Source organism: Shimia sp., assembly GCF_022448905.1.
In the GTDB taxonomy this organism is placed as follows: Bacteria; Pseudomonadota; Alphaproteobacteria; order Rhodobacterales; family Rhodobacteraceae; genus Shimia.
Map to the genome: position 1 here is coordinate 265,151 of NZ_JAKVCW010000002.1, position 23,391 is coordinate 288,541.

28 protein-coding genes and 1 riboswitch are annotated in these 23,391 nt (G+C 58.9%); of the genes, 8 read left to right on the plus strand and 20 right to left on the minus strand.

Going from position 1 to position 23,391, the window contains the following annotated elements; all coding sequences use genetic code 11:
* Positions 1-59: 59 nt before the first annotated feature.
* The 3 genes from pth to MK208_RS03020 all read left to right on the plus strand — a co-directional run bounded on the left by pth (position 60) and on the right by MK208_RS03020 (position 3,048).
* Positions 60-776 (plus strand): aminoacyl-tRNA hydrolase, encoded by a 717-nt coding sequence (pth, locus tag MK208_RS03010; protein ID WP_294113739.1) that lies wholly within the window; start codon positions 60-62, stop codon positions 774-776.
* Positions 773-1,810 (plus strand): DUF2332 family protein, encoded by a 1,038-nt coding sequence (locus MK208_RS03015; protein WP_294113741.1) that lies wholly within the window; start codon positions 773-775, stop codon positions 1,808-1,810. The genes pth and MK208_RS03015 overlap by 4 nt, the downstream gene beginning before the upstream one ends.
* Positions 1,811-1,881: 71 nt before the next feature.
* Complete coding sequence (locus MK208_RS03020) at positions 1,882-3,048, plus strand: serine hydrolase (protein WP_294113742.1); 1,167 nt, start codon at positions 1,882-1,884, stop codon at positions 3,046-3,048.
* A gap of 64 nt (positions 3,049-3,112) precedes the next feature.
* Here MK208_RS03020 and MK208_RS03025 read toward each other — a convergent pair whose 3' ends face one another.
* Both MK208_RS03025 and MK208_RS03030 read right to left on the minus strand, forming a co-directional pair.
* On the minus strand, positions 3,113-3,487 hold the full coding sequence (locus MK208_RS03025; RefSeq protein ID WP_294113743.1) for a DUF4345 family protein: 375 nt from the start codon (positions 3,485-3,487) through the stop codon (positions 3,113-3,115).
* A 29-nt stretch (positions 3,488-3,516) separates the two neighbouring features.
* Entirely contained in the window at positions 3,517-4,443 is a 927-nt protein-coding gene (locus MK208_RS03030; RefSeq protein ID WP_294113744.1) for an SDR family NAD(P)-dependent oxidoreductase, read from the minus strand.
* A gap of 122 nt (positions 4,444-4,565) precedes the next feature.
* On the opposite strand from MK208_RS03030, the gene MK208_RS03035 reads away from it, so the two are divergent.
* Positions 4,566-5,483, plus strand: a complete 918-nt coding sequence (locus tag MK208_RS03035; protein ID WP_294113745.1) for a LysR family transcriptional regulator — start codon at positions 4,566-4,568, stop codon at positions 5,481-5,483.
* 12 nt (positions 5,484-5,495) lie between these two features.
* Here MK208_RS03035 and MK208_RS03040 read toward each other — a convergent pair whose 3' ends face one another.
* Complete coding sequence (locus tag MK208_RS03040) at positions 5,496-6,860, minus strand: FAD-dependent oxidoreductase (protein WP_294113746.1); 1,365 nt, start codon at positions 6,858-6,860, stop codon at positions 5,496-5,498.
* A 127-nt stretch (positions 6,861-6,987) separates the two neighbouring features.
* Between MK208_RS03040 and MK208_RS03045 the strand changes: the two genes are divergently transcribed.
* Both MK208_RS03045 and MK208_RS03050 read left to right on the plus strand, forming a co-directional pair.
* Positions 6,988-7,371, plus strand: a complete 384-nt coding sequence (locus MK208_RS03045; protein ID WP_294113747.1) for a DUF2237 domain-containing protein — start codon at positions 6,988-6,990, stop codon at positions 7,369-7,371.
* A gap of 105 nt (positions 7,372-7,476) precedes the next feature.
* Positions 7,477-7,797, plus strand: a complete 321-nt coding sequence (locus MK208_RS03050; protein ID WP_294113748.1) for an antibiotic biosynthesis monooxygenase — start codon at positions 7,477-7,479, stop codon at positions 7,795-7,797.
* Between the two features lie 50 nt (positions 7,798-7,847).
* Here the strand turns inward: MK208_RS03050 and MK208_RS03055 are convergent, their stop codons facing one another.
* The 14 genes from MK208_RS03055 to MK208_RS03120 form a co-directional block, all read right to left on the minus strand.
* Positions 7,848-8,339 carry a helix-turn-helix transcriptional regulator gene (locus MK208_RS03055; RefSeq protein WP_294113750.1) on the minus strand — a complete coding sequence of 164 codons (492 nt, stop codon included), beginning with the start codon at positions 8,337-8,339 and terminating at the stop codon, positions 7,848-7,850.
* A gap of 36 nt (positions 8,340-8,375) precedes the next feature.
* Positions 8,376-8,957 (minus strand): hypothetical protein, encoded by a 582-nt coding sequence (locus MK208_RS03060; protein WP_294113751.1) that lies wholly within the window; start codon positions 8,955-8,957, stop codon positions 8,376-8,378.
* Positions 8,958-9,084: 127 nt separating this feature from the next.
* Positions 9,085-9,663, minus strand: coding sequence for a hypothetical protein (locus MK208_RS03065; protein WP_294113754.1), 579 nt, complete (start codon positions 9,661-9,663; stop codon positions 9,085-9,087).
* Positions 9,664-9,815: 152 nt separating this feature from the next.
* Positions 9,816-10,067 (minus strand): hypothetical protein, encoded by a 252-nt coding sequence (locus MK208_RS03070; RefSeq protein ID WP_294113755.1) that lies wholly within the window; start codon positions 10,065-10,067, stop codon positions 9,816-9,818.
* Between the two features lie 37 nt (positions 10,068-10,104).
* Positions 10,105-10,314 carry a hypothetical protein gene (locus tag MK208_RS03075; protein WP_294113756.1) on the minus strand — a complete coding sequence of 70 codons (210 nt, stop codon included), beginning with the start codon at positions 10,312-10,314 and terminating at the stop codon, positions 10,105-10,107.
* 190 nt (positions 10,315-10,504) lie between these two features.
* Positions 10,505-11,758 (minus strand): tryptophan synthase subunit beta, encoded by a 1,254-nt coding sequence (gene trpB, locus MK208_RS03080; protein WP_294113758.1) that lies wholly within the window; start codon positions 11,756-11,758, stop codon positions 10,505-10,507.
* A gap of 71 nt (positions 11,759-11,829) precedes the next feature.
* The gene (locus tag MK208_RS03085) at positions 11,830-12,195 is read right to left on the minus strand and encodes a hypothetical protein (protein ID WP_294113759.1); all 366 of its coding nucleotides are present in this window, start codon (positions 12,193-12,195) and stop codon (positions 11,830-11,832) included.
* Positions 12,196-12,255: 60 nt separating this feature from the next.
* Positions 12,256-13,095, minus strand: coding sequence for a LysR family transcriptional regulator (locus MK208_RS03090; protein ID WP_294113761.1), 840 nt, complete (start codon positions 13,093-13,095; stop codon positions 12,256-12,258).
* A gap of 257 nt (positions 13,096-13,352) precedes the next feature.
* Entirely contained in the window at positions 13,353-13,997 is a 645-nt protein-coding gene (locus MK208_RS03095) for a phosphoribosylanthranilate isomerase (RefSeq protein WP_294113762.1), read from the minus strand.
* Positions 13,998-14,036: 39 nt separating this feature from the next.
* Positions 14,037-14,387, minus strand: a complete 351-nt coding sequence (locus tag MK208_RS03100; protein WP_294113764.1) for a LapA family protein — start codon at positions 14,385-14,387, stop codon at positions 14,037-14,039.
* A gap of 3 nt (positions 14,388-14,390) precedes the next feature.
* A complete protein-coding gene (ihfB, locus tag MK208_RS03105) occupies positions 14,391-14,672 on the minus strand; it encodes an integration host factor subunit beta (RefSeq protein ID WP_294113766.1) in 282 nt (93 codons plus the stop codon).
* A 252-nt stretch (positions 14,673-14,924) separates the two neighbouring features.
* Positions 14,925-16,205 carry a DUF3422 domain-containing protein gene (locus MK208_RS03110; protein WP_294113768.1) on the minus strand — a complete coding sequence of 427 codons (1,281 nt, stop codon included), beginning with the start codon at positions 16,203-16,205 and terminating at the stop codon, positions 14,925-14,927.
* 113 nt (positions 16,206-16,318) lie between these two features.
* A complete protein-coding gene (locus tag MK208_RS03115; RefSeq protein WP_294113769.1) occupies positions 16,319-16,690 on the minus strand; it encodes a carboxymuconolactone decarboxylase family protein in 372 nt (123 codons plus the stop codon).
* Positions 16,683-17,051, minus strand: coding sequence for a MerR family transcriptional regulator (locus tag MK208_RS03120; RefSeq protein WP_294113773.1), 369 nt, complete (start codon positions 17,049-17,051; stop codon positions 16,683-16,685). The genes MK208_RS03115 and MK208_RS03120 overlap by 8 nt, the downstream gene beginning before the upstream one ends.
* A gap of 143 nt (positions 17,052-17,194) precedes the next feature.
* A riboswitch (FMN riboswitch) is annotated at positions 17,195-17,398 on the plus strand.
* 83 nt (positions 17,399-17,481) lie between these two features.
* On the opposite strand from MK208_RS03120, the gene MK208_RS03125 reads away from it, so the two are divergent.
* Positions 17,482-18,369 (plus strand): DMT family transporter, encoded by an 888-nt coding sequence (locus MK208_RS03125; protein ID WP_294113775.1) that lies wholly within the window; start codon positions 17,482-17,484, stop codon positions 18,367-18,369.
* 241 nt (positions 18,370-18,610) lie between these two features.
* Here MK208_RS03125 and MK208_RS03130 read toward each other — a convergent pair whose 3' ends face one another.
* From MK208_RS03130 to MK208_RS03140, 3 genes are all read right to left on the minus strand, one after another.
* On the minus strand, positions 18,611-20,053 hold the full coding sequence (locus tag MK208_RS03130; RefSeq protein WP_294113777.1) for an NAD(P)(+) transhydrogenase (Re/Si-specific) subunit beta: 1,443 nt from the start codon (positions 20,051-20,053) through the stop codon (positions 18,611-18,613).
* A gap of 13 nt (positions 20,054-20,066) precedes the next feature.
* Positions 20,067-21,638, minus strand: coding sequence for a Re/Si-specific NAD(P)(+) transhydrogenase subunit alpha (locus tag MK208_RS03135; protein ID WP_294113781.1), 1,572 nt, complete (start codon positions 21,636-21,638; stop codon positions 20,067-20,069).
* Positions 21,639-21,773: 135 nt separating this feature from the next.
* The gene (locus MK208_RS03140) at positions 21,774-22,232 is read right to left on the minus strand and encodes an isoprenylcysteine carboxylmethyltransferase family protein (RefSeq protein WP_294113784.1); all 459 of its coding nucleotides are present in this window, start codon (positions 22,230-22,232) and stop codon (positions 21,774-21,776) included.
* Between the two features lie 349 nt (positions 22,233-22,581).
* Between MK208_RS03140 and MK208_RS03145 the strand changes: the two genes are divergently transcribed.
* Positions 22,582-23,334 carry an SDR family NAD(P)-dependent oxidoreductase gene (locus MK208_RS03145; RefSeq protein ID WP_294113786.1) on the plus strand — a complete coding sequence of 251 codons (753 nt, stop codon included), beginning with the start codon at positions 22,582-22,584 and terminating at the stop codon, positions 23,332-23,334.
* Positions 23,335-23,391 lie beyond the last annotated feature (57 nt).

Sequence of the window (23,391 nt, forward strand, 5' to 3'; positions counted from 1 at the left end):
TTGCCTCTCCCCAGCGGCAAAGCTATATTGCGCCGCAGAAACTTACGCGAGCAGACCTCATGAAACTCTTTGTTGGCCTTGGCAATCCGGGCTCCAAATACGCGCAGAACCGCCACAACATCGGCTTTATGGCGATGGATCAGATTGCCTCCGATCACGGCTTTGCACCCTTCAAAGGCAAATTCCAGGGCGCGCTCACCGAAGGCCGTTTGGGCAGCGAAAAGGTGCTCCTGCTTAAGCCCGAAACTTTCATGAACCTCTCCGGGCAATCCGTTGGCGAAGCCATGCGGTTTTACAAACTCTCCCCCGCCGATGTTGTAGTGTTTCATGACGAGCTTGATCTGAAACCCGGTAAGTTAAAGTACAAAATGGGTGGTGGCCACGCCGGTCACAACGGTCTGCGTTCCATCCATCAGCACATCGGCGAGGCCTATGGCCGGGTGCGCATGGGCATTGGCCACCCGGGGCAAAAGGATTTGGTCAGCCGCTATGTGCTGCATGATTTTCACAAGATGGATCAGGACTGGCTTGATGACATGCTGCGCGGGATTTCCGACGGCGCGGCCCATCTTGCCGAGGGCGACACCGCCAAGTTTTCCAACGCAGTCGCCATGCGCCTCAACCCGCCGCGCCCTTCTACCGGCAAAAGCAATCCAAACACCAAAACCACGCCTGAGACCAAGGCTGACACGTCTAAAGCAAAACCAGCCCCTGCGCCAAAACCCGCTGAGGACAACCGCAGCCCCCTGCAAAAACTCATGGATAAATTCTCGTGAGCGCACTACAGGCTGCATTTTTGTCGCAAGCCGAGAGTTGCGAAGCGCTCGACAGCCCGTTTATGGGCCAGCTGCTGCGCCTGCTCGCAACGCATTGGCCAGAGGACACGGCCCTCGCCGCCAAATGTGCTACGTTTGAGGGCGACATCAGTCCCAAAGGCCACAGCCTGCCACTGCGGATCGCTGGCGGCCTGCATGCGTTGGTCTTGCAAGGCAAAGACGAAGACCTAACCGCTGTCTACCCGCCCAACAAAAGCGAGGGCGCCGACCTACAAAACGCTGTCCTGACCGCGCTGCGCACCCACGACGCCTTCCTCACCGATTGGATCACCCACGCGCCTCAAACCAACGAGGTGCGCCGCGCCGCCGTTCTCATCGCCACCGCGCATCTGCTGGCGGATCGCTTCGGCCTGCCCATCAAGCTTTCCGAACTGGGCGCCTCCGCCGGCCTGAACCTGATGTTTGATCAGTTCCACCTCGATGTCGGTGAAGGCTACGGCCCACACAGCACAGTGGCCCTATCCCCCGATTGGACCGGCCCGCTCCCTCCACAAGCAAGCGTCACCATTTCCAACCGCCGCGGCGTGGATCTCAATCCGCTCAACAGCGCCAACGCTGAAGACGCCCTGCGCCTGCAAAGTTATCTCTGGGCCGATCAGGAAGAGCGCCTGCACCGCACCCAAGCAGCGATCGCACTCAACACAGCAGGTCTCGACCAAGACGACGCCATCTCTTGGCTGGACCATCGCCTGTCCGCACCAAACGTGGGCGAGCTGCACATGGTCTACTCCACCGTGGCTTGGCAATACTTCCCGGAAAAGCGCCAAAACCACGGCACCGCTTTGATGGAAGCAGCCGGTGAAAAGGCCACCGAGGCCGCGCCGCTCGCGTGGCTGTCTTACGAGGCAGACGACATACCCCACGGTGCCGCGCTAACCCTGCGCCTCTGGCCGGGCAATCACACGATCCCTCTGGGCCGCGCCGACTTCCATGGGCGCTGGGTGGAATGGCAAGCACCCACCAAACTCCCCTAACGTCACCGTTGCCGCCCACCACCGCTTAATGCTCAACTCCGTCCAACAAAATTAGGGAGGGGACCCCACACATGCGCACCTTTGGAAAATGGCTTGGCCGCATTCTACTGATGCTGATCCTGGCCGCGCTGACCGTCTATGCACTCAAACGCGAGGAAATCACCCGCCTGCTGGCAGTGAACTCGCTGTTCTCCGAGGAGAAGATTGTCTCCAACTTCTCCAGCATGAATACGCTCTTCCTCTCCGCCGGGATTGCCAAAGGCGACGCAGCGGTCAGCGCCCTGCCCAACGGCACCGACATGACCATGCCCGCCAGCTTTGACAGCTGGACTAAGGAGCGCGCCGTGACCGGCATGGTGGTGCTTAAGGACGGCCAGAAGGTGCACGAAAGCTACTATCAGGACACCAGCCCCGAAGACCTGCGGATCAGCTGGTCAGTGGCCAAATCTTACCTGTCGTCCCTGATGGGCATCGTCGTCGCGGAAGGCCATATCGACATCAACGAACAGGTCACCACCTACGCCCCGCTTCTGAAAAGCACCGCCTATGATGGCGCCACCGTGCTAAATGTGCTGCAAATGTCCTCAGGCGTGACCTTTGACGAGGACTACCTGGATTTCAACAGCGATATCAACCGCATGGGCCGCGTCCTTGCCATGGGCGGCACGATGGACGGCTTTGCTGCGGGTCTCACCGAAACTTTCGTCGAACCTGGCAAACAGTTCCAATATGTCTCCATCGACACCCATGTTTTGGGCATGGTCATCCGGGGCGCCACCGGCCGCTCTATTCCCGACCTGCTGTCTGAGAAAATCATTTCCAAACTCGGCTATGAACAAGACCCCTACTACGTCACCGACGGCGAAGGCGTGGCCTTTGTGCTTGGCGGTCTCAACATCCGCACCCGCGACTACGCCCGCTTTGGTCAGATGATCCTACAGGAGGGTGTATACAACGGCACCCAAGTGGTCCCAGCCGACTGGCTCGCCGCCGCCACGGTGCCCAGCGCCAACACCAAGGACGGCAATCTGCACTACGGCTACCAATGGTGGATGCCCAAAGACCCGCGCGACGGCGAGTTCTTCGGCATCGGCGTCTACGGCCAATACATCTACATCAACCGCCCGCACGGCGTGGTGATCGCAGTGAACTCCGCCGACCGTAAATTTAAGGAAAGCGGCGTGACCGATGGCAACATCGCCCTCTTCCGCGAAATTGCCGAAACGGCAGGCGGCTAACGACGCCAAAACAAAAAAAGGCCCGCCACTCCGGCGGGCCTTTTCATGTCCGGGGGGCAAGCAATCACACCACCGGCTGACCATGTGCAGGCACCAACACCGCAATGATCACCAGCTCGACAATCAGCGGCGGGATCACCGCCTTGTCAAACCCATCCGCGATCAGGCCAACCACGCGCCCCACGGCGACAACGCCCATCAACAACGCAACGACCAGAAAGCCCTCGGTCTGCCCGCTCGCCAACCCGTAGCCAAGCAACAGCACACTGGTCAGAAACAGGCCGCCCACCACGGAGCGCACCGTGCTCAACCCGGCCACGCCGATGGGCTCAAGCGCAAAGTTCTTCAACATCCGGCGCGGGGCAAACATCGACATCGTGCCCAGCCCCAACAACATAATAGTCGCAAGACCAACGAGTATTTGCAGTAGAACGTCCATTTTAAGTCTCCTTTGATATCTGAGAGGGATTAAGCCGCAAACCGGCGCACAGCCTGAAAGGCGTTGTCCTGGAATTGCGTGTTGGCGAGCGAGGCATCGATCTTCGCCTGATCCACCACAGGTCCGGTCGGGGAGCCTTCGCGGCTGGCGTAAAAATGCCCGCTTTCAAACCGGTCATTGAGCAGTCCCTCGACATAGCGCTTCGCGCCAGTCTCAACGCTGTGCATCATCCCGAACAACGGCATCAGCGTGCCACCGACATATTTGAAGAACACCTTCTTCAAAAACGGCAGGTCATCCATGCCATTGGTGCCGGTGGTGCCGCCCGGGCTCATGGTGACAAAGCGAATGTGCGGATGCTGCCGCGCCATCGCCCCCATCCACATCGCAGCGGTCAACTTGATCGTGCCGTAAATATCCAGCGGATCGGCCTTTGGGCCAAACTTGCTGCCATCCGCAATCGAAACAAACTCCTCGGTCGAAGATGTGCGCATGTCTGGCTTGGCCACGCCCATCTTGGGAATGCCCCGCGCCACCTCTGAGCCAGCATACAACACAGTCGAGGTAATCAACTGTCGTTCCAGCAGCTCATCCACCAGCACCACATGGCCTAGCACATTGGCCGCAAAAATATGGGTCACCCCGACTTGTGTCAGCGCGTGCGGAGTTTTGCCCCCAGTCCCGCCCGCATTCAGGATCAGCGCATCCACAGGCGCGGCCATTTTGCCAACGGCCGCCCGCACCGACATCGGACTGGACACATCCATGGGGATCACTTCAAAAATGCGCTTGCCGGTCTCCGCCTCAAGCGCGGCCTTCGCCGCATCGGCTTTTTCCTGATTGCGGCAGGCGAGGTAGATCTTCTCGATCCCGTTGCGCATCGCCAACTGCCGCGCCGCCTCGCGGCCCAATCCGGCATTCGCGCCGGTGATCATAACGGACTGAATAGGTTTCATAAGACAGGCTCCTTGGTTCCGACTGTACGTTTCACTCTGTGACACCAAGGTAGCGACGATCATTTTTGACGTGTATCCGGGAAAAACTGGACACAGAGGTTCAAAAATGAAACACTTGACACATGTCAAAACAAGAAAGCCACGCCCTCAACTGGGACGATCTGAAATACTTTCTAGCCGTTGCCCGCACCGGCACACTGCGCGGCGGAGCCGACAGCATAACGGTCAATCACACCACACTGACCCGCCGCATCGCTGTGATGGAAGAGCGCGTCGGCAGCCGCTTGTTTGACCGCTCCAAATCCGGTCTGGTGCTCACGCAAGTTGGCGAAGACCTCCTGCCCCACGCCGAACGGGTCGAGCAGGAAATGACCGCCGCCTCGCGCGTGATTGTCGGGCGGGACACACAGCCCACCGGCACGGTCTACGTCACCTTGCCCCACGGCTTGGCGATGACCTCGCTGATGGAAGATTTCACCGCCTTTGCCGAGCGCTATCCGGACATAACCCTGAATCTCAACTTCACCAATGACGTCCGCGACCTGACCCGCCGCGAGGCGGATGTCTCCCTGCGCGTGGCGACAGATGTGACCGACGATGTGGTGGGGCGCAAACTTGTGCAGATGTCCCAAGCGGCCTACTGCTCGCGCCAATACGCCGAACGCGTAAGGGACAATCAGGGCGAAGGCCTGCATTTTATCGGTTGGCACGAGCCCGAAGAAGCCCTAACCGCCCGCTGGCTCAGCGATAGCCATTATCCCAAAGCCACGCTCAAACACCGCGTGTCCGAATTGGTGCCCCTGATCACCCTAGCAGCCTCCGGTCTCGGCATGGCCTATCTCGCCTGCAACCTAGGCGACCGCCACCCTGACCTAATCCGCGCCCCGTTCCAGAAACCGCTGCCTTACCGCAGCATCTGGTTGCTCCTGCACCGCGACCTGCGCAACACAGCCCGTGTGCGCCTGTTTGTCGACTTTCTGGCCGAGCGCGTCACCGCCCGCCGCAACGAGTTCTGGGTCTCCGGCACAGCCCCTCTGTGAGGCCCGAAGCGGTCAATGCACCCGCGCACCCTGTCGGGTTAATTCAGCCTGAATATCCGTAATGTTGAGGTCATCAAGCGCCCGTCCTTGCTGCACGCTCAAAGCCGCTGCCACGCCAGCGCCCTGCCCGATCACCGCACAGCACGCCATGTTGCGCGTCGCTGCATGAGCCACCTTGTGTCCCGCCGTGGCACGGCCGGACACCAGCAGGTTCTTCACCCCTTGCGGCAACAAATTGCGATACGGCACCTCAAAATACCGCCCCGTGGTCGGCAGGATCAAAATGCCGTAGCCGTCGATAAACTCAGGGAAAATCCCAATACTGTCCTCAAACCGCCCCTGCTCGCGCACGTCCAGCTCGGTCATGCTGTAGACCGTGTCGACCTTGCGCGTATCGCGAATACCCAGGCTCATGCCAAAGTTTCGCAGCCGCGCGTTCTCGCACCCCGGCATGAACCGTTTGAGCGCCTCAATCGCTAGCATCGCCTGCTTGCGCCCCTCAATCTCGCCCGCTGTCAGGCTGTCCGGATCAGTGCCGTCAATCCCCGCCAGATGCACGAGGTTCATATAGGTCAGCTCACCGCTGTCATGCATCGCGCCCCAGGTGCCCGCGATCGTGTTCAAATGCGGCGGGATCAGCCCGGCCTTGATCGCCTGCGCAAACGGCTTATGCAGAAACGGCGAGAACATCTCGTCCTCTTTGCCCGAAGTCTCAATGTTCCACTCCCCGCCGCCGCCCCAATCGGCGTAGGTCTGCGGATCGGCTTTGATCCCCTCCATAAACGCGGTCTTGTCCACCCCGGCCAGATGGAACATCACCGAAGCCGCCATCAGGTCTTCGCGCGGCGCCATTTGGCACGGGGCCCCCGCCCGATGCGCAATGTCCGCATCCCCGGTGGCATCAATCACCACCTTCGCCAGGATCGCTTCGCGCCCGGCCTTGGATTCAGTAATGATGCCTTTGATCTCATCGCCTTCCATGATCGGCGCCACAAAGGCCCGGTGAAGCATCGGGTGAATACCGGCCTTTTCGACCATCTGATCAGCCACCAGCTTGAAACCCTCACTGTCAATCTCGTAACTCAGCGATTGGCTCTCCGGCACCGCCGCGCCCGCCTCTTTGGCCGCATCCTCAAACTCCTTGGGAATGCCCATGCTCTCCACGGTCTGCTCATGGCGATACCAATGCATGCCCTCCACGCCGACCACAGTGATATTGCCGCCAAAACAGCCAAACCGCTCCACCAGCGTGACCTCCACGCCCGCCCGCGCCGCCGCCAGCGCCGCCGACAACCCACCGGGTCCGGAGCCGACAACCAACACCTCGGTTTCATGGATCACATCAATCTGGCGGGCGGGTTCAAGAATCTGTTTCATAAACGTCATGCTTTGCCACGCGCACCACGCCCGTCAATCAAAACTTGAATGATCATTTAAGTTTTTCCGCACCGTCACAGGCGCTTGAGCGTTGCCTGCCTGTCGCCAACCGTGCCAAGGTACTGACATGGTAGAAAAAGTTGCTTCCGTAAACGTGCTTGGCGATACGCTTGCCGCCTGCTCCACCGATCCGCTGACCGGCTTTTTTCGCGACGGCGCCTGCAACACCTGCGCCGAAGATCAAGGCAGCCACACTGTCTGCGCCGTCATGACGGCAGAGTTTCTCGCCTACTCCAAATACGTCGGGAACGACCTCTCCACCCCGCGTCCTGAATTCAACTTTGCAGGCCTCAAACCGGGCGACTCCTGGTGCCTCTGTGCGGCCCGGTTCCTGCAAGCGCATGACGAGGGCTGCGCCCCAAAAGTCAATTTGGCCGCCACCCACCTGAGCGCGCTCGACATTGTACCACTACGGATTTTGCAGGAACACGGCATCAGCCAAACCGGTTGACCTTCCTGGCGTTCAGGCGTCATATGCCTCGGATTTGCCAGCCAACCAGCGCACGGTCAGCCAGCTCTCCCTCACCACCCAATTCCCCGCGAGAGAGGTAACACCATGAGCTACATCGCCATGAACCGTTTCAAAATTGCCGAAGGCCGCGAAGCTGACTTCGAAGACGTTTGGCGCAGCCGCGAAAGCCGCCTGAAAGAGCTCAAAGGCTTCCGCGAATTCCGTCTGCTCAAAGGCCCTGAACGCGAAGGCCACACCCTCTATTCCAGCCACGTGCTCTGGGACAGCAAAGAGGATTTTGAGGCTTGGACCAAATCAGAACAATTCCGCGCGTCCCACCGCAATGCCGGCGACAGCCGCAGCAAAGGCGCCATTCTGGGTCACCCAGAATTTGAAGGGTTTGAGACCATTCTGCAGGAAAGCTAAAGCCGACTGCCAAATAAAGTGCGGGGCAGCCGCTGCCCCGCACAAGCCCCCTAGTCCTCGGCATCCTCCGCCAACAGGTCATCCAGAAACAGACTGAGCAACTGCGCCCGTCCACTCACACCGGACTTCCGATAAATCGCATTGCTCTGCGCTTTCACCGTGCCCTCTGACGTGTTGCGCAACCCCGCGATCTCCTGAATTGACATGCCTTTGATGGTGAACAGCGCCACATCCCGCTCCGCCGGAGTCAGCGCCCAGGCCTCAAACGTCGCCTCCAGATGCTCGCGAAACGCACTCTGCACGCTGCGCAGGCTTTCTTCTGCCTGTGCCTTTTGGGCCAAGGTCCGTCGCAAGGCCAGCCAGCCAAGGACCACGCCCAAAATAAGCCCCAGCGAAGCCCCAACCTCCAAAAGCTCCCGCGTCTGCCAACTGATCGGCGCAGACCGGGCCCCAATGACGGTCAAAGTAATGTCGGCAACGAAGAAAAACGCACAGGCGCCCTGAAGCGCCACCAGCGCAAAGAGCAGCACCGGCCGGTTCACGCAGTTTGCTCCTTACCGAATGCCACACTGCTACCTTCAATCATCATCATCGTCGTCGTCATCATCGTCGCCGCGATCATCGTCATCGTCGTCGTGATCATCGTCATCGTCGTCGCGATCATCATCGTCATCGTGATCATCGTCGTCATCGTGATCATCGTCGTCATCGTCTTCATCGTGATCATCGTGATCATCGTCGTCATCATCATGATCGTCGTCGTGATCGTCATCATCATCCCGATCGTCATCGTGATCGTCATCATCCCGATCGTCATCGTCGTCCTCTTCGCGGCGGTCCCGGCTGCGCGTGTCGCGCTCTTCTTCGCGCCGCGCATCCGTGCCCAGCAACCAGCCCCCGTTGCCCTCGGAATCCACGTCCCAATAGTCCCGCAGGATTTCGCCCGTGCGTGGATTAAAGATAATCTCGCGCTCGCGCCCTTCACGCAGCGCCTCCACCCGCACACGCCCCAGAAACGTCCGCGAGATTTTGATCTCCCCAAAGCCCTGATTGGCAAGCTGCCGCGTGATGGCATCCACCCGTCCATCGGCAAGCACAGGCGACGCCAGGCACAGGCTGGCCACAGCAAGAACTGGGATCTTTTTGACCATTTTTTTCATACGTTTAATCCAACAAATACCGGCGCCGACCAAAGTCAGCGCCGGTGGGTTGCGGTGAGGGGTCTTCGCAAGCTCTAGCACGAAGCCCCAAGACAATCACGCCGCAATCAAAACCAAGGACCCTGCCTTAGTCGTCGTCTTCATCTTCGTCGTCATCGTCGTCATCGTCTTCATCATCATCGTCGCCGTCGTCGTCGTCTTCGTCTTCGCCGTCCTCATCGTCATCATCCTCCCCACGGTCGTCGTCTTCTCCGCCATGGTCGTCATCGCGCTCATCTTCTTCGTCGCGATCGTCTTCTTCCTCGTCGTCGTCATCATCGTGATCATCATCGTCGTCGTGATCCTCGTCGTCATCGTCATCATCGTCGTCGTCATCATCTTCGTCATCGTCGTCGTCGTCATCATCTTCGTCATCGTCGTCGTCGTCATCATCTTCGTCATAATCATCATCGTCGTCGTCATCGTCCTCTTCATCGTAGACGCCGTGACGCAGAAGCTCTTCGCCCGCGATCTTATACAGGCTCTCAATTGACAGGCCGTCCTTGTTAGAACGCACGGTCAACACACCGTCCTCAACGGTCACGATCACATCGGTGTAGCCCGCGCGCTCAAACGAGCGTTCAACGCGGCTTTTGAAGGAATCCGCAAATGCAGTGGTCGACAGGCCAAGCGCAACGGCGGTGGAGGTCAATAGCAGACGGGTCATCATATGTCCTTTGTCGGTTAGGGCCACAGGATCTCCTGCGGCGAGGCCCATCCTGCATCCCAACCGTGCTGTGCCATCTCCATTGCCTTGAAGTTTAAATCAGCCCCCGTCCGCCCCGCGTTTAGGCCCCTAAACTTAGGTTTAGAGGCCTTTCAAAGCACAAACCGCCGGGTCCGCATCGCGGTCGGCGGCTTCCCTGTCTGATCCACTGCAACCTCGCCCAACCCGGTTTTCGCAAACACCTGTTGACCAAGCGCCGCGCCCCCGCGCAGCCGCACCCGATACTCGGAATAGACCACCTCAACCTCTTCAGGCCCGTGTGACCGCGCAACCAAAATAGGCAGCTGCGCTTTGCCTACGTCCTCGAATGTGGATCGCAATCTAGGGCGTCGCTTCACCGGCATGATGTCCTCCTTCGACATGCACCAACTTGATACCCCCCTAATGCACCGTCGAACTGGGCAGCATGACATAGGCTGTCTGGGGCGTGCCATCGGTCTTGCTGGCCACAATTTTGAGCTGCCGCTCGGTCAGAATGTATTCAATGTTCAGATAACCCTGTGCCTGCATCGAGGCGACAATACGCTCTGCCAACTGTTTCGCTCTGGACATCATTGACGGCAGCAACTGTGCATTGTTCAAATTGGGCATGGAGTTTCCTTGCTCAAAAGAAGGCGAATTGATCTGGCGACACGTGCCGCCGCTCTCTCCATGGTGATCAAATCTCAGGCAAAAACCGCCGTGCATCCGGTCACGCCAACGCACTTTCGTATAGGCGCCCTACCCCATCAAAAAAGAGCGCCCCGAAGGAGCGCTCTTAGCAATCCCATTTTCAGCCAGTTTAGTCCGCGCTGCGGCCTTCCGTGTCGGACATGTCAAAACCCAAGTGCCGCGCCACGGTCTGCACGTCTTTGTCCCCACGGCCACACATGTTCATCACCAGAATGTGGTCCTTCGGCAAAGTCGGCGCGATCTTCATCACATGCGCCAGCGCGTGGCTTGGCTCTAGCGCCGGAATGATACCTTCCATCGAGCAAGAGAACTGGAACGCTTCCAGCGCCTCTTTGTCGGTGATCGACACATACTGCGCGCGCCCAATGTCATTGAGCCAGCTATGCTCCGGCCCAATGCCCGGATAGTCCAGACCAGCAGAGATGGAATAGCCCTCAAGGATCTGGCCATCGTCATCCTGCAAGAGATAGGTGCGGTTGCCATGCAACACGCCTGGACGACCGCCAGACAGCGACGCGCAGTGCTCCATCTTGTCATTCACACCGCGGCCACCGGCCTCAACCCCAATGATGTTGACCGATTTTTCATCAAGGAAAGGGTAGAACAAACCAATCGCGTTGGACCCACCACCAATCGCCGCAATCACAGTGTCCGGCAGACGGCCTTCGCCTTCCTGCTCTTCCAGCTGCCAGCGTACCTCTTTACCAATGATCGACTGGAAATCACGCACCATCGCTGGGTACGGGTGCGGGCCCGCTGCGGTGCCGATGCAGTAGAAAGTGTCATGCACGTTGGTCACCCAATCGCGCAGCGCGTCGTTCATCGCGTCTTTCAACGTGCCACGGCCAGAGGTCACCGGCACCACTTCCGCGCCCAAAAGGCGCATACGGAACACATTTGGGGCCTGACGCTGCACATCATGCGCGCCCATATAAACGATACACTTCAGGCCAAACTTCGCACAGACGGTGGCTGTGGCCACACCGTGCTGTCCTGCGCCTGTTTCTGCAATGATCCGGGTTTTGCCCATACGCCGCGCCAGAATGATCTGGCCCAGCACGTTGTTCACCTTATGCGCGCCAGTGTGGTTCAACTCATCACGCTTGAGATAAATCTTCGCACCTCCCAGCTCTTCGGTCATACGCGCGGCATGATAAAGCGGGCTGGGACGGCCCACATAGTGCTTCCACAAATCGTCCATCTCCGCCCAGAAGGTCGGATCATCTTTGGCCTTTTCATATTCCGCTTCCAGATCAAGGATCAGCGGCATCAGCGTTTCACTGACAAACCGCCCACCAAAATCGCCAAACCGGCCATTTTCGTCGGGACCGGTCATGAAGCTGTTGAAAAGATCGTTGGACATAGGCGTCTCTCCCACGGTGTTTGAATTGTTCTTAGGCCTGCGCAGTGGTTTTTGCCACCCAAATCTGCGCCCTAAACTGGGGCTGCACGCAAGGTTCTGGCCAGTTCAGCAGGCAGCGCTTGGTGCCACGCAGCCAATGCGTTGGAAACAGTAGGCATTTTGGGGCTGGCATAGACATGAAAGCGGGACGTCTCAGTCAACCGATCTGCCATTTTTAAGGCGAACCTGTGGGCGCCCGATGAGGCAAAAGCCTGCATGTCACTTGGATGCTGCCACACGGTAAGAGAGAAGTAATGCCCCGCATGAGGAAAAACAGATGCGCGCAAATTTCCCGGTGCCCGCCGCGCCTGTCTTAGCGACAGTGCAGTGATCAATGCAAACCTGGGATTGTCCCACCAATAGAGCAGCTTTGCAGCCCCAATCGCCACTAGATACATTCCGACCCTCTCCAATCGAAGAGTATACGTTTCGCATCAACCAGCGGACCAAATCCAACCTTATCCTGCAGAAGTCTTTTTTTGGGACAGCAGGCGCGCCACCGCCTCCAACGCCGCACGAATAGGCGGATCATGTCGTGCCTCATGATGGCACACGAGCCACTCATCATGGGAGAGCTCTGGAATCACCGGTGCCACTTGCGTCAACCCTGGTATGCCATTTGCCACAAACGTGGGCATCACCACGCGGCCCACGCCGGAAACGGCCAAATCCACCAATGTGCCCTCTTCGCAGGCGGTTGTGATGATCTCATCCCCATGGTTTTCCCGCACCCAACGCACTGATGGCGTCAGCGGCCCATCTGAACTGAGTGCCACAAATCCACTCACATCGTCTGATGCCGCATAAATCGCGAACTCGACTTTTGATGTGCGCCGCCCCGCCAGCCAAGGTTGATCCGGTCTCCGGCTTCGGATGCCGATGTCCGCATCTCGCCGCGCAATATCCAACATGCGTGTGCTTTCAACGAACTCCAGCCGCCAGGGGTCGTCTTTGCGCCAGACCTCTCCCAGCCGCCGCGCCAGATACGACGCGGTCCAGGCTCCTGCCGTCACCCGCACACGCACCGCATCCGGTTGCCCCAAACTGCGTGTCAGCCGCGCCTGAATTTCTTTAAGGTCCTGCAACTGCTCCAAAACTGCGCGCCCCTCAGCGGTCAACGCATAGCCGCGCGGCCCACGTTCAAACAGCTTACGCCCCAGCTGCCGCTCTAACGCCGTCATCTTTCGGCTGATTGTCGGAACGGTGCCGCCCGTACGCCGCGCGGCTCCGGCCAAGCCCCCTTCCCGGGCCACATCCACAAACAGGGTCAAATCGTCCAGGGGCGGCAATTGTTCCATTTTTGAAATCAAACTCTCATTTAAGCGCTCTAATAATGGAAGCTTAGAATCGGCAATGTGGTCAAGCCAAATCCCAATGTGAGGCTTTTCCGATGAACTACTGTCTCCTCCCCAGCCGCCCAAACGAGTCACAGCCCCTGTCCAGCTACGCCAAGGAACAAGAGATCTTCCGCGCCAAGGCCCACGCATTAAAAAAGCGCCGGCAACTGCGGCGCTTTGCTCTTCTGAAACTCTGGCTGCGCGACCCGCGCCGCGCCTCACAACGCGTTTTCAACCGCCTTCATAAAGGCACGGATCATACCGATGTCCTTCACCCCCGGCGCGCTTTCGACACCTGAGGACAGGTCCAACTGCCGCGCACCAGTCATCTTGACCGCCTCGGCCACATTGTCGGCGGTCAATCCGCCCGCCAGCATCCAGGGACGCGGCCAGTATTTGCGGTTCACCAGACGCCAATCAAACGACAACCCATTGCCGCCCGGCAGATCCGCATTTTTGGGCGGTTTGGCATCCACCAGCAACTGATCCGCGACCGCCCCATAGGTGTCGATCTTGGCAACATCTTGGGCATCTGCAATGCCAATTGCCTTCATCACCGGCAGCCCAAACCGCGCACGAACTTCGGCCACACGCTCCGGACTTTCACTGCCATGAAGCTGCAACATATCCAGCGGCACGGTCTCAACCAGCTTGTCCAGAAACGCATCATCCGCATTCACGGTCAGCGCAACCTTAGCCACGCCCACGGGGGCCTCGACAGCCAAATCCCGCGCCTGCGCGATACCGACGTTACGCGGTGACTTCTCAAAGAAGACAAAGCCAACATAGGCCGCGCCCGCTTCCGCAGCCGCAGCCACATGGGCGGGCTCTTTTAGCCCGCAAATTTTGACACGAATATCCATGGTCCGGACCTACCCGACCTTCCGGTCAAAGCAAAGCGCTCAGCTTGCTTCTTCCAAAAGCGTCAGCACCTCGTCTTTCTTCTCCGCCTCGCGGCCTTTCAGACGACGCACCTCACGCTGCGTTTTGTGCAGCTCCTTTTCCGCCTTGGTTTTGTCTGCCCGGTGGCGGTGCTCACGCAGCCATTCCCAGACAAAGCCCACAATCAGACCCACCACAATGGCGCCAAAGATCACCGCAAACAGCGGCACTTGTACCGCATGGTTGATCCCAAACCACTCTTCTGCCACAGCGGGCAGCAAGGTCAAAGTGACCAAGTCACGGTTTGCCAAAGCAACCGCAATCAACACGACGGCCAAGCCGCCGAGAAATGCATAGCGAATGTAGCGCATAGCTTACTTTCCGTTCAAACGATCCCGCAAAAGCTTGCCGGTCTTGAAGAACGGCACATGCTTTTCTTCCACTTCCACCGATTCACCTGTGCGCGGGTTGCGCCCAACGCGGGCGTCACGCTGCTTGACGGAGAACGCGCCAAAGCCCCGCAACTCAACACGGTCGCCACGACTCATCGCTTCTGTGATCTCTTCAAAGATCGTATTCACGATGCGCTCTACGTCGCGCTGGTAGAGGTGTGGGTTTTCGTCTGCGATTTTCTGAATCAATTCCGAACGGATCATCGGTGTCTATCTCCCTGAGGGCGTGCAGGTCTTTTCGCGTGCATCTTCTTGACTATAAGAAGAAACCTGAAGAACGGAAACGAATTGTCCCCCTCGCTTGGTGGAAATCCGCTCAATTCAACGATTTTTCCGGCACAGCCGCCTGTGAAACCTGCATTTTCTGGCCCTGAAGGTCGATGCGACCCTGCGTCACCCGTCTCGCCGCGATGCAGAGAAGCCATTGATTCGCAACAAAAAGCCAAATCACCGGAGTCAGTGCATCTTGGCCTTGATCCGCCGCACCATGGCCCAGACTCCGAGTACCACCACCGGCGTCAGCGCCGCCAAAACCACGCCTTTGCTCACGCCCAAAGGTGTCGCCAGCGGATAGACTAGGTAGCCCGCCAACGAGACCGCGTAGTAGCTGATCGCCACAACGGACAACCCCTCAACAGTCTCCTGCAGGCGCAACGCCAAATCCGCCCGCCGGTCCATGCTCTCCAACAGCGCCTGGTTCTGGGCGGACCGCGCTACTTCCACTTTGGTTCGCAACAACTGCGCCGCGCGCCCGACCCGCTCCGCCAACGACTGCAACCGGCTTTCGCTGTGGTTCACCGTGCGCATCGCCGGATCATAGCGCCGCGTCATAAACTCACTAAATGTCTGGCGTCCGTGAAAGCGCTCTTCGCGCAGGATCTTGATGCGCTGCTGCACAATCTTCTCATAGGCCCCCGTGGCACCAAACCGGAAAGACGTATCCGCAATCAGCCGCTCAACATCGCCGGACAACTCCAACAGTGCCTGCAACGTCTCTGCCGCGTCTCCTTGATCACTGCGCAGATGCCCCATCAACCGGCCCGCGTCTGTCTCCAAGCCCCCGAGCTCGCGCGAGATCGCCTTAACTCGGAAATACCCAAGCATTGACATACACTTGTAGGTCTCAATCTCACACAACCGCTGTACGACACGGCCCACACGCCGCGCCCCGGTTTCCGGCGCAACAAACACTGCCATATTCTGATGCCCGTTGGCGGCAATACGGAAATCCGTGGCCACCACACAGGTGCGGTCCAGCACATAGTTCGCCGCCACGGTCTCTGGCAGGAACCACTCATAGATCTGGGAGATCATCTGCTCATCGCTCGGCATGTTCTCTACACGGATCATTGCGGAGGTCACCCGCTGCCCCGGTGCCGCCGCCAGCCAGTCCTCCGGGAATACATCCAGGTCCGCCGGATCAAACGCCCGCGTGCTCACCTGTGGCAAAAACATCGTGTAGGTCACGAACTCCGCATGTTGCTCCCATTTCAACGTGTCCCGCCCAATCTGGCAGGTGAAATGCGTTGCACCCGGTTGCGGATGTGGCGCGCCGTAGCGGTCCAACAGATCAAAGAGATGATCCAGCTCCGCCGCCGTATCCACCCCCACTTGGTCTGGCGGAATACGCCAGGCGATATAGACCGCCCGACACGGCGCGCTCAACGTCGGAAACGGACGCGCGTGCAGCTCATTGGCCAATTTGTAGCGCAGCGGATGGTCTTGAATGGCGGACATGCTTTTCTCCTGATCGCGCCAACTTACCCCGCCGCGCCCAAAAGTAAATGTTTTTGTTATTTTTCAACAACTTGCCGGAATACCGCCGCATACAATAGGCCAAACCTTTTGACCTACTCCTCCGCAAAAACCTCCCGCGCCGCGTTCAAGCCGTTGATTGCAGCGGGCAAACCGCCATACAGCGCCATTTGCCAAATCACTTCCGCAATCTCCTCCTGCGAGGCCCCGGCTTGCCGTGTGTTGGCAATGTTGATTTTCAACTGCGGCGTGGTTTGCCCGCCCAGCGCTGTCAATGCAGCCACCGTACACAACTGCCGGGTCTTCAGGTCCACCGTCCCGCGCGTGTAATGCCGTCCATAAGCCCACTCGACCAGGCTCTCCGCCATATCCGGTACCAAACCGTCATAGCGCTCCGCCAAAACCCCTTCCACGGTGGGGTTCAAATCCGCCAAAACCGCGCGTCCGCGTTCCAATGCGTTAGACATTTTTTGTCCGTCCTTCCAACTCTCTGTAAAAATCCACTTTCTGGTCCAAGAGCAGCAGCGTCTCCTGCAGCGTCACCATCTGCGCCCGCATCACCTCGCGATGCGCCTCCAGCATCTCTCGCCGCGCGCGCAACGTGCTGTCACCAGCCGCCCTCAAGCGCGCATATTGCACCCGATCCGCTTGCTTCATGCCCGTCGCGTTGAGCTGCCCTATGAATCGAATCCAAGCCAAAACGGCGTCGTCATACACCCGCCGTCCCGCGCCATCGCGTGGCGGCGGATCAATCAGGCCGATCTTCTCGTAAAACCGCAACGTGTCCACGCTCAGCCCCGTGGCCGCGGCCACCTCCGAAATCCGCATCTGTTCTCCTGCTCCTATGAGTCGGCTCACCTTACGAGCTGGAGTGCACTCCAGCTCAAGCCCCAAAATGCACATTCTCAATTTTGTCTTGCTGTGCACACCGCGCCCGCCTATCCCTGCTGCTGCGGCCCATCTCTGGGTCGTAACGTTCTCAGGGCGGGGTGGAATTCCCCACCGGCGGTAAGCAGCTCTGCTGTAAGCCCGCGAGCGGCATCTTTGGGATGCGTCCACGGCTCGAAAAGTGGGTACCGGTTTTCGGACCAAGCTGTGGAGCCAACAAAGATGTGTCAGCAGATCAGGTGCAACTCCTGAGCCGACGGTCACAGTCCGGATGGAAGAGAGCGGGAAGAAACCAAGCAGCGCCGTCCGCGGCACTGTGTGGCTTGTCCTGTCTGCCTTGAGTCATGCGCTGAAGAAGAAAGGACACGCCATGACTCGCATTTTTGCAACCACCCGCCCGGCCACCGCCGGTGCATTCCTGATGATCTTTGCCGGGCTGCTGTTCGCGCTGGTCAACACCATCGTGCAATGGGGCACGATGAAAATGGGCCTGCCCCCCACCCGTGTCGCCTTCTGGCAATATCTGATTGCCACGCTCTGGCTGGTGCCCTGGATGATTTTGAAAACCCCCGACGCGCTGCGCACCAAAGCCCTGCCCAAACATCTGTTGCGCGTCGGCTGCGCCGTGATTGGCGTGCAGCTTTGGGTCACCGGTCTGGCCCATGTGCCGATCTGGCAAGCCATTGCGTTGATTATGCTGTCGCCATTCTTTGTCACCGTGATGGCCAGCCTCTGGCTCGGCGAACAGGTCTCCGCCCACCGCTGGGGTGCGGTTGTGATTGGCTTCATCGGCGGCATGATCATCCTGGCCCCTTGGTCGGATGCCTTCACCCCCCACGCGCTCTATCCGGTGGGCGCGGCGATCTTCTGGGGCCTCACCAGCCTGATGACCAAACAGATGACCGCAACTGAAAGCCCGGCCACATTGACGCTCTATCTACTGATGCTGATCACCCCAATCAACGCGGGTCTCGCGCTGGATGCAGGCCTTGGCTTTGAGCGCAGCACCGCCGGTCTCTTGCTGGTTGGCGCAGGTCTGCTCACCGCCATCGCCCAATATGCCCTGGCGCGGGCCTACAGCATTGCAGATGCGGCCTACCTGCAGCCGTTTGATCACCTCAAACTGCCTTTTAACGTGGGCCTTGGCTTGGTGGTCTTTGGCTACGCCCCGCCCGGCAGCCTGTGGCTCGGCGCCGCGCTGATCGTGGGCGCCTCTTTTGCGCTGCTGCGTCAGGAAGCCCGCCTACAAACCGCTTGATCCTGCAAGCATGGCTCAAGCCTGCGGGCTTGAGCATTTAGGGGCGCTGCCCCTGCCACAGCAAGCTGTGCCCACCCCGGAATATTTCAAGAATGAGAAAGCCGCAGGACACCAATCCCCCAAGACTTCTCATTCACCAAATATCCCCGCCGGAGGCACCTGTAAGCGCTCCATGACAACCCCGCATAACAAAAGGGCGCTCCGTTTGAGAGCGCCCTTTCCTAAACCTATAGCAGATCGATCACTCGATCATGGTCAGCAGTTTGTCCAGGCTGGCCTTTGCGTCCCCATAGAACATGCGTGTGTTCTCTTTGAAGAACAGCGGGTTCTCGATGCCGGAATAACCGGTACCTTGACCACGCTTAGAGACAAACACCTGTTTGGCTTTCCAGCATTCCAGTACCGGCATGCCTGCGATCGGGCTGTTTGGATCTTCCTGCGCCGCCGGGTTCACGATGTCGTTGGAACCAATCACGATGGCCACATCCGTTTCCGGGAAGTCATCGTTGATCTCATCCATCTCCAGCACGATGTCATAGGGCACTTTGGCTTCGGCCAAGAGCACGTTCATGTGCCCTGGCAGACGGCCCGCAACCGGGTGGATCGCAAAGCGCACGTTCTTGCCCTTGGCGCGCAGACGACGGGTCAGCTCCGCCACGTTCTGCTGGGCCTGTGCCACCGCCATGCCGTAGCCCGGGATGATCACAACGCTGTCCGCATCGTCCAGCGCCGCGGCCACACCATCAGCCTCAATCGCGATCTGCTCCCCTTCGACTTCCATCGCAGGACCAGACGCCCCGCCAAAGCCACCAAGGATCACCGACACGAAGGAACGGTTCATCGCCTTACACATGATGTAGGACAGGATCGCACCGGAGGAACCTACGAGGGCCCCCACCACGATCAGCAGGTCGTTGCCAAGGCTGAAACCAATCGCCGCTGCCGCCCAGCCGGAGTAGCTGTTCAGCATGGAGACAACCACTGGCATGTCCGCGCCACCGATGCCCATGATCAGGTGATAGCCAATGAACAGCGCCGCAATGGTCAGAACAAACAGCGGGAAGAAGCCGCCGGAGTTCAGGTACCAGATCAGGCAGCCCAGCGACAGCACAGCCGCGCCGGCGTTCAACAGGTGCCCCCCGGGCAGTTTTTCGGCGTTGGAGGTCACTTTGCCGGACAGCTTGCCATAGGCAATCACGGAGCCGGTGAAGGTCACTGCACCAATCCAGACACCCAGGCTCAGTTCCACCAGCAAAATGCTAATCTCAACCGAGGTCTTTTTGGCGATCAGCTTGCCAAAAGTGCCAAGCTCTTTCACGGCCTCCGGACCTGCCGCCACAGCTTCCGCCGCGTTGCCGATCTCAAAGTGCGCGTTAAAGCCCACAAACACCGCCGCCAGACCAACCAGCGCGTGCATGCCGGCCACCAGCTCTGGCATCTGGGTCATCTCGACCTTCGACGCGAGTTGATAGCCAATCACACCACCCGCCGCGATCAGCGGAATGGACAGCCACCACAGCCCCGCACCGGGACCGATCAAGGTGGCAAACACCGCCAGCGCCATGCCGGAAATGCCGTACCACACCGCGCGCTTGGCGCTTTCCTGATTGCTCAATCCCCCCAAGGAGAGGATGAAGAGCACTGCCGCAACAACGTAAGCGGCGGTCGTAAAACCGTATTCCATTGCTCAGACCTCCTTAGGACTTCTGGAACATGGCGAGCATGCGCCGTGTCACGAGGAAACCGCCGAAGATGTTGATCCCGGCCATGAAGACAGAGAGCGCCGCCAGCAGGATCACAAGGAAGCTGCCAGAGCCAATCTGCATGAGAGCCCCCAAGATGATGATCGAGGAGATCGCGTTGGTCACAGCCATCAGCGGAGTGTGCAGCGAGTGCGCCACGCCCCAGATCACCTGGAAGCCAACAAAACACGCCAGCGCAAACACGATGAAGTGCTGCATGAAGCTTGCAGGTGCCACCAGTCCCAACAGCAGGATCAGCGCGCCGCCACCGGCCAGCAGACCAACCTGTTGTTTGGTCTGTTGTTTGAAGGCCGCGATTTCGGCCGCTTTCTTCTCTTCCGGCGTCAGCTCCGGCACCACCTCTTTCGGCTTGGCGGCAATCGCCTGCACCTTTGGTGGGGGTGGTGGAAAGGTGATGTCACCCTCAAAGGTCACGGTCGCGCCGCGGATCACGTCATCTTCCATGTCGTGGTTGATCTGACCGTCTTTCTCAGGGGTCAGGTCGGCCATCATGTGACGGATGTTGGTCGCGTAAAGGCTGGAGGACTGTGCCGCCATACGTGAGGGGAAGTCGGTGTAGCCGATGATGGTCACGCCATTCTCGGTCACAATCTTCTCGTCCATCACGGTCAGCTTACAGTTGCCGCCTTTTTCCGCTGCGAGGTCCACAATCACCGAACCCGGCTTCATCGCTTCGACCATGTCTTTGGTCCAAAGCTCCGGCGCTTCGCGGTTCGGGATCAGCGCCGTGGTGATCACGATGTCCACTTCTGGCGCCAGCTCACGGAACTTCGCCAGCTGCGCTTCGCGGAATTCGTCAGACTGCACAGAGGCATAGCCACCGGTGGCCGCGCCGTCGGTGCCTTCTTCTTCAAAGTCCAGATAGACAAACTCGGCGCCCATGGACTCCACCTGCTCGGCCACTTCCGGACGCACGTCAAACGCCAGGGTGATCGCACCCAGAGAGGTGGAGGTCCCGATCGCGGCCAGACCAGCCACGCCAGCACCGACAACCAGCACTTTGGCAGGCGGCACTTTACCGGCAGCGGTCACCTGACCGGTGAAGAACCGGCCAAAGTTGTTGCCCGCTTCAATCACCGCACGGTAGCCGGCGATGTTGGCCATCGACGACAGCGCGTCCATTTTCTGCGCGCGCGAAATACGGGGCACCATTTCCATGGCAATCACGTTGGCACCTTTGGCCTTCGCCGCTTCCATACCCTCTTCGTTGCCCGCAGGGTTGAAGAAGGAAATCAGCGTCTTGTCCTTGGTCAGGCGCTTGAGCTCAGTCGCATCTGGCTGACGCACCTTCGCAACAATATCAACCTCTTTCCAGAGCGCTGCTGCGGTCTTGATAACCTCAACACCCGCAGCCTCATAAGAGGCATCTGAGAACCCCGCACCGGCACCGGCCCCACTTTCAATGGCGCACTCGTAGCCGAGCTTCTGGAGCTGCTTGGCAGAGTCCGGTGTCATCGCGACCCGGTTCTCACCACCAAACACCTCTTTTGGCGTACCTATTTTCACCTTTCTTATCCCCCTTCAGAGTCAGAGCAATAATGTTTCACGCAGACCGTTCTGCACTTGCATAATATTTTAACGCCACCTGAATTGCTGCACAAGCAAACAAACCTGCGTCCGTATTTCTGCGACGCAACGGCATCACACCCACCTGCGCACTTTCTCGCAATAGCGCGCAAAATCCACACGAAATGTCTTCCGCAGCCGATTTTCTTCCGGAATGACAAAGCGCCTTTCCAAAATCCACAGGAACACCGGCACCAAAGGCAGGGCCAGGACCGCGTCCCAATAAAGGATAAAGCCCGCGAGGATCATCACATCCGCGAGATAGATCGGATTGCGACTGCGCGAGTATATCCCGCTCTGCACCAGCCGCGCACTGTCCTGATGTGGATGGATCGTGGTCTGGTGCCGCTGCATTTCCACCCAAGCGAGCACGGCGAGCAAGACACCGCCCCCCACGAGCAGTCCCCCCAACAAATCCGCCCACACCGGCCCAAAACTGAGACCCAAAGGCCAGCGCGTGGGCTGCGCCCAAGCAAGCGCCAAAAACACCAGCAGCCAGACTGGTGGCAGATCGATCACCTTTAGAGGTTTCACCACTCAGCTCCTGTCTGGCGCACAGCCGCCAGACCGTAATCTCGCCGGTGCAGAATTGGTATTATAAGTGTGCCTCGTTGCATCATGCCCCTTGGTTTAACGATCCATTGAAACACTGCAACGATCCAGACACGCCGTGCGGCAAAAAGGGCCAGAAAGCCGCATGTGGCGCCCAAAATAGGACAGGAGTTTTGCCCGAAATGCCATTTTGAGCGCATTTTCCGCATCGCTGCACGGACATTTTGACCACTTGCCGCCCATTTGTGACCCTGCGGCGCAAACAACCAGAACGCTTGTCCGGTCTTATTCGCGCGCTAAGGTGATCCCGAAACAGGAGTGGGAGAGAGACATGACACTATCGGGCAAACACGCATTGGTCACCGGCGGCGGCACCGGCATTGGCCTCGCCATTGCCAAGGCACTGGCTGCCGAAGGCGCGAAAGTTACCATCACCGGCCGCCGTCTCAACGTTCTGGAAGAGGCCGCCACTGAGGGGCTGTTCCCCCTCGCCATGGATGTTGCTGATGAAGCCTCTGTGGTCGATGGCATCGCCGCAGCTGTGGCCGCCCGTGGTCCCATCCAAATCTGTGTCGCCAACGCGGGCATTGCCGAAGGCCGCGCACTGCACAAAACCGATATGGAATTCTGGCGCAAGATGATGTCGATCAACATCGACGGCGTCTTCCTCACCATCCGCGAAAGTCTGAAGTCCATGACCCAAACCGATTGGGGCCGTGTCATGGTGATCTCCTCCATCGCTGGCCTGCGTGGTCTCAAAGGTGCCCCCGCCTATTCCACATCCAAACATGCCGTGAACGGCATGATCAAATCGCTGGCGGCAGACTTTGCCACCAAACCGATCACCTTCAATTCGATCTGCCCGGCCTATGTGGAAACGCCGATCATCGATCAAAACATTGAAAGCATCATGGCCCGAACCGGCTGCTCTGAGGAAGAGGCCCGCCACATGATGGTCGGCGTGAACCCCCACGGCCGCCTTATCAAACCCGAAGAAGTCGCCCACACAGCGCTCTACCTTTGCTCCGACATGGCAGACTCCATCCGCGGTCAAATGGTGCAAATCTCTGGCGGTGAGGTGTAAGCCACCTCCCTTCTGAGGTTAAACCAACAGGCCGCGCTTTGCGTACCCGGATCACAA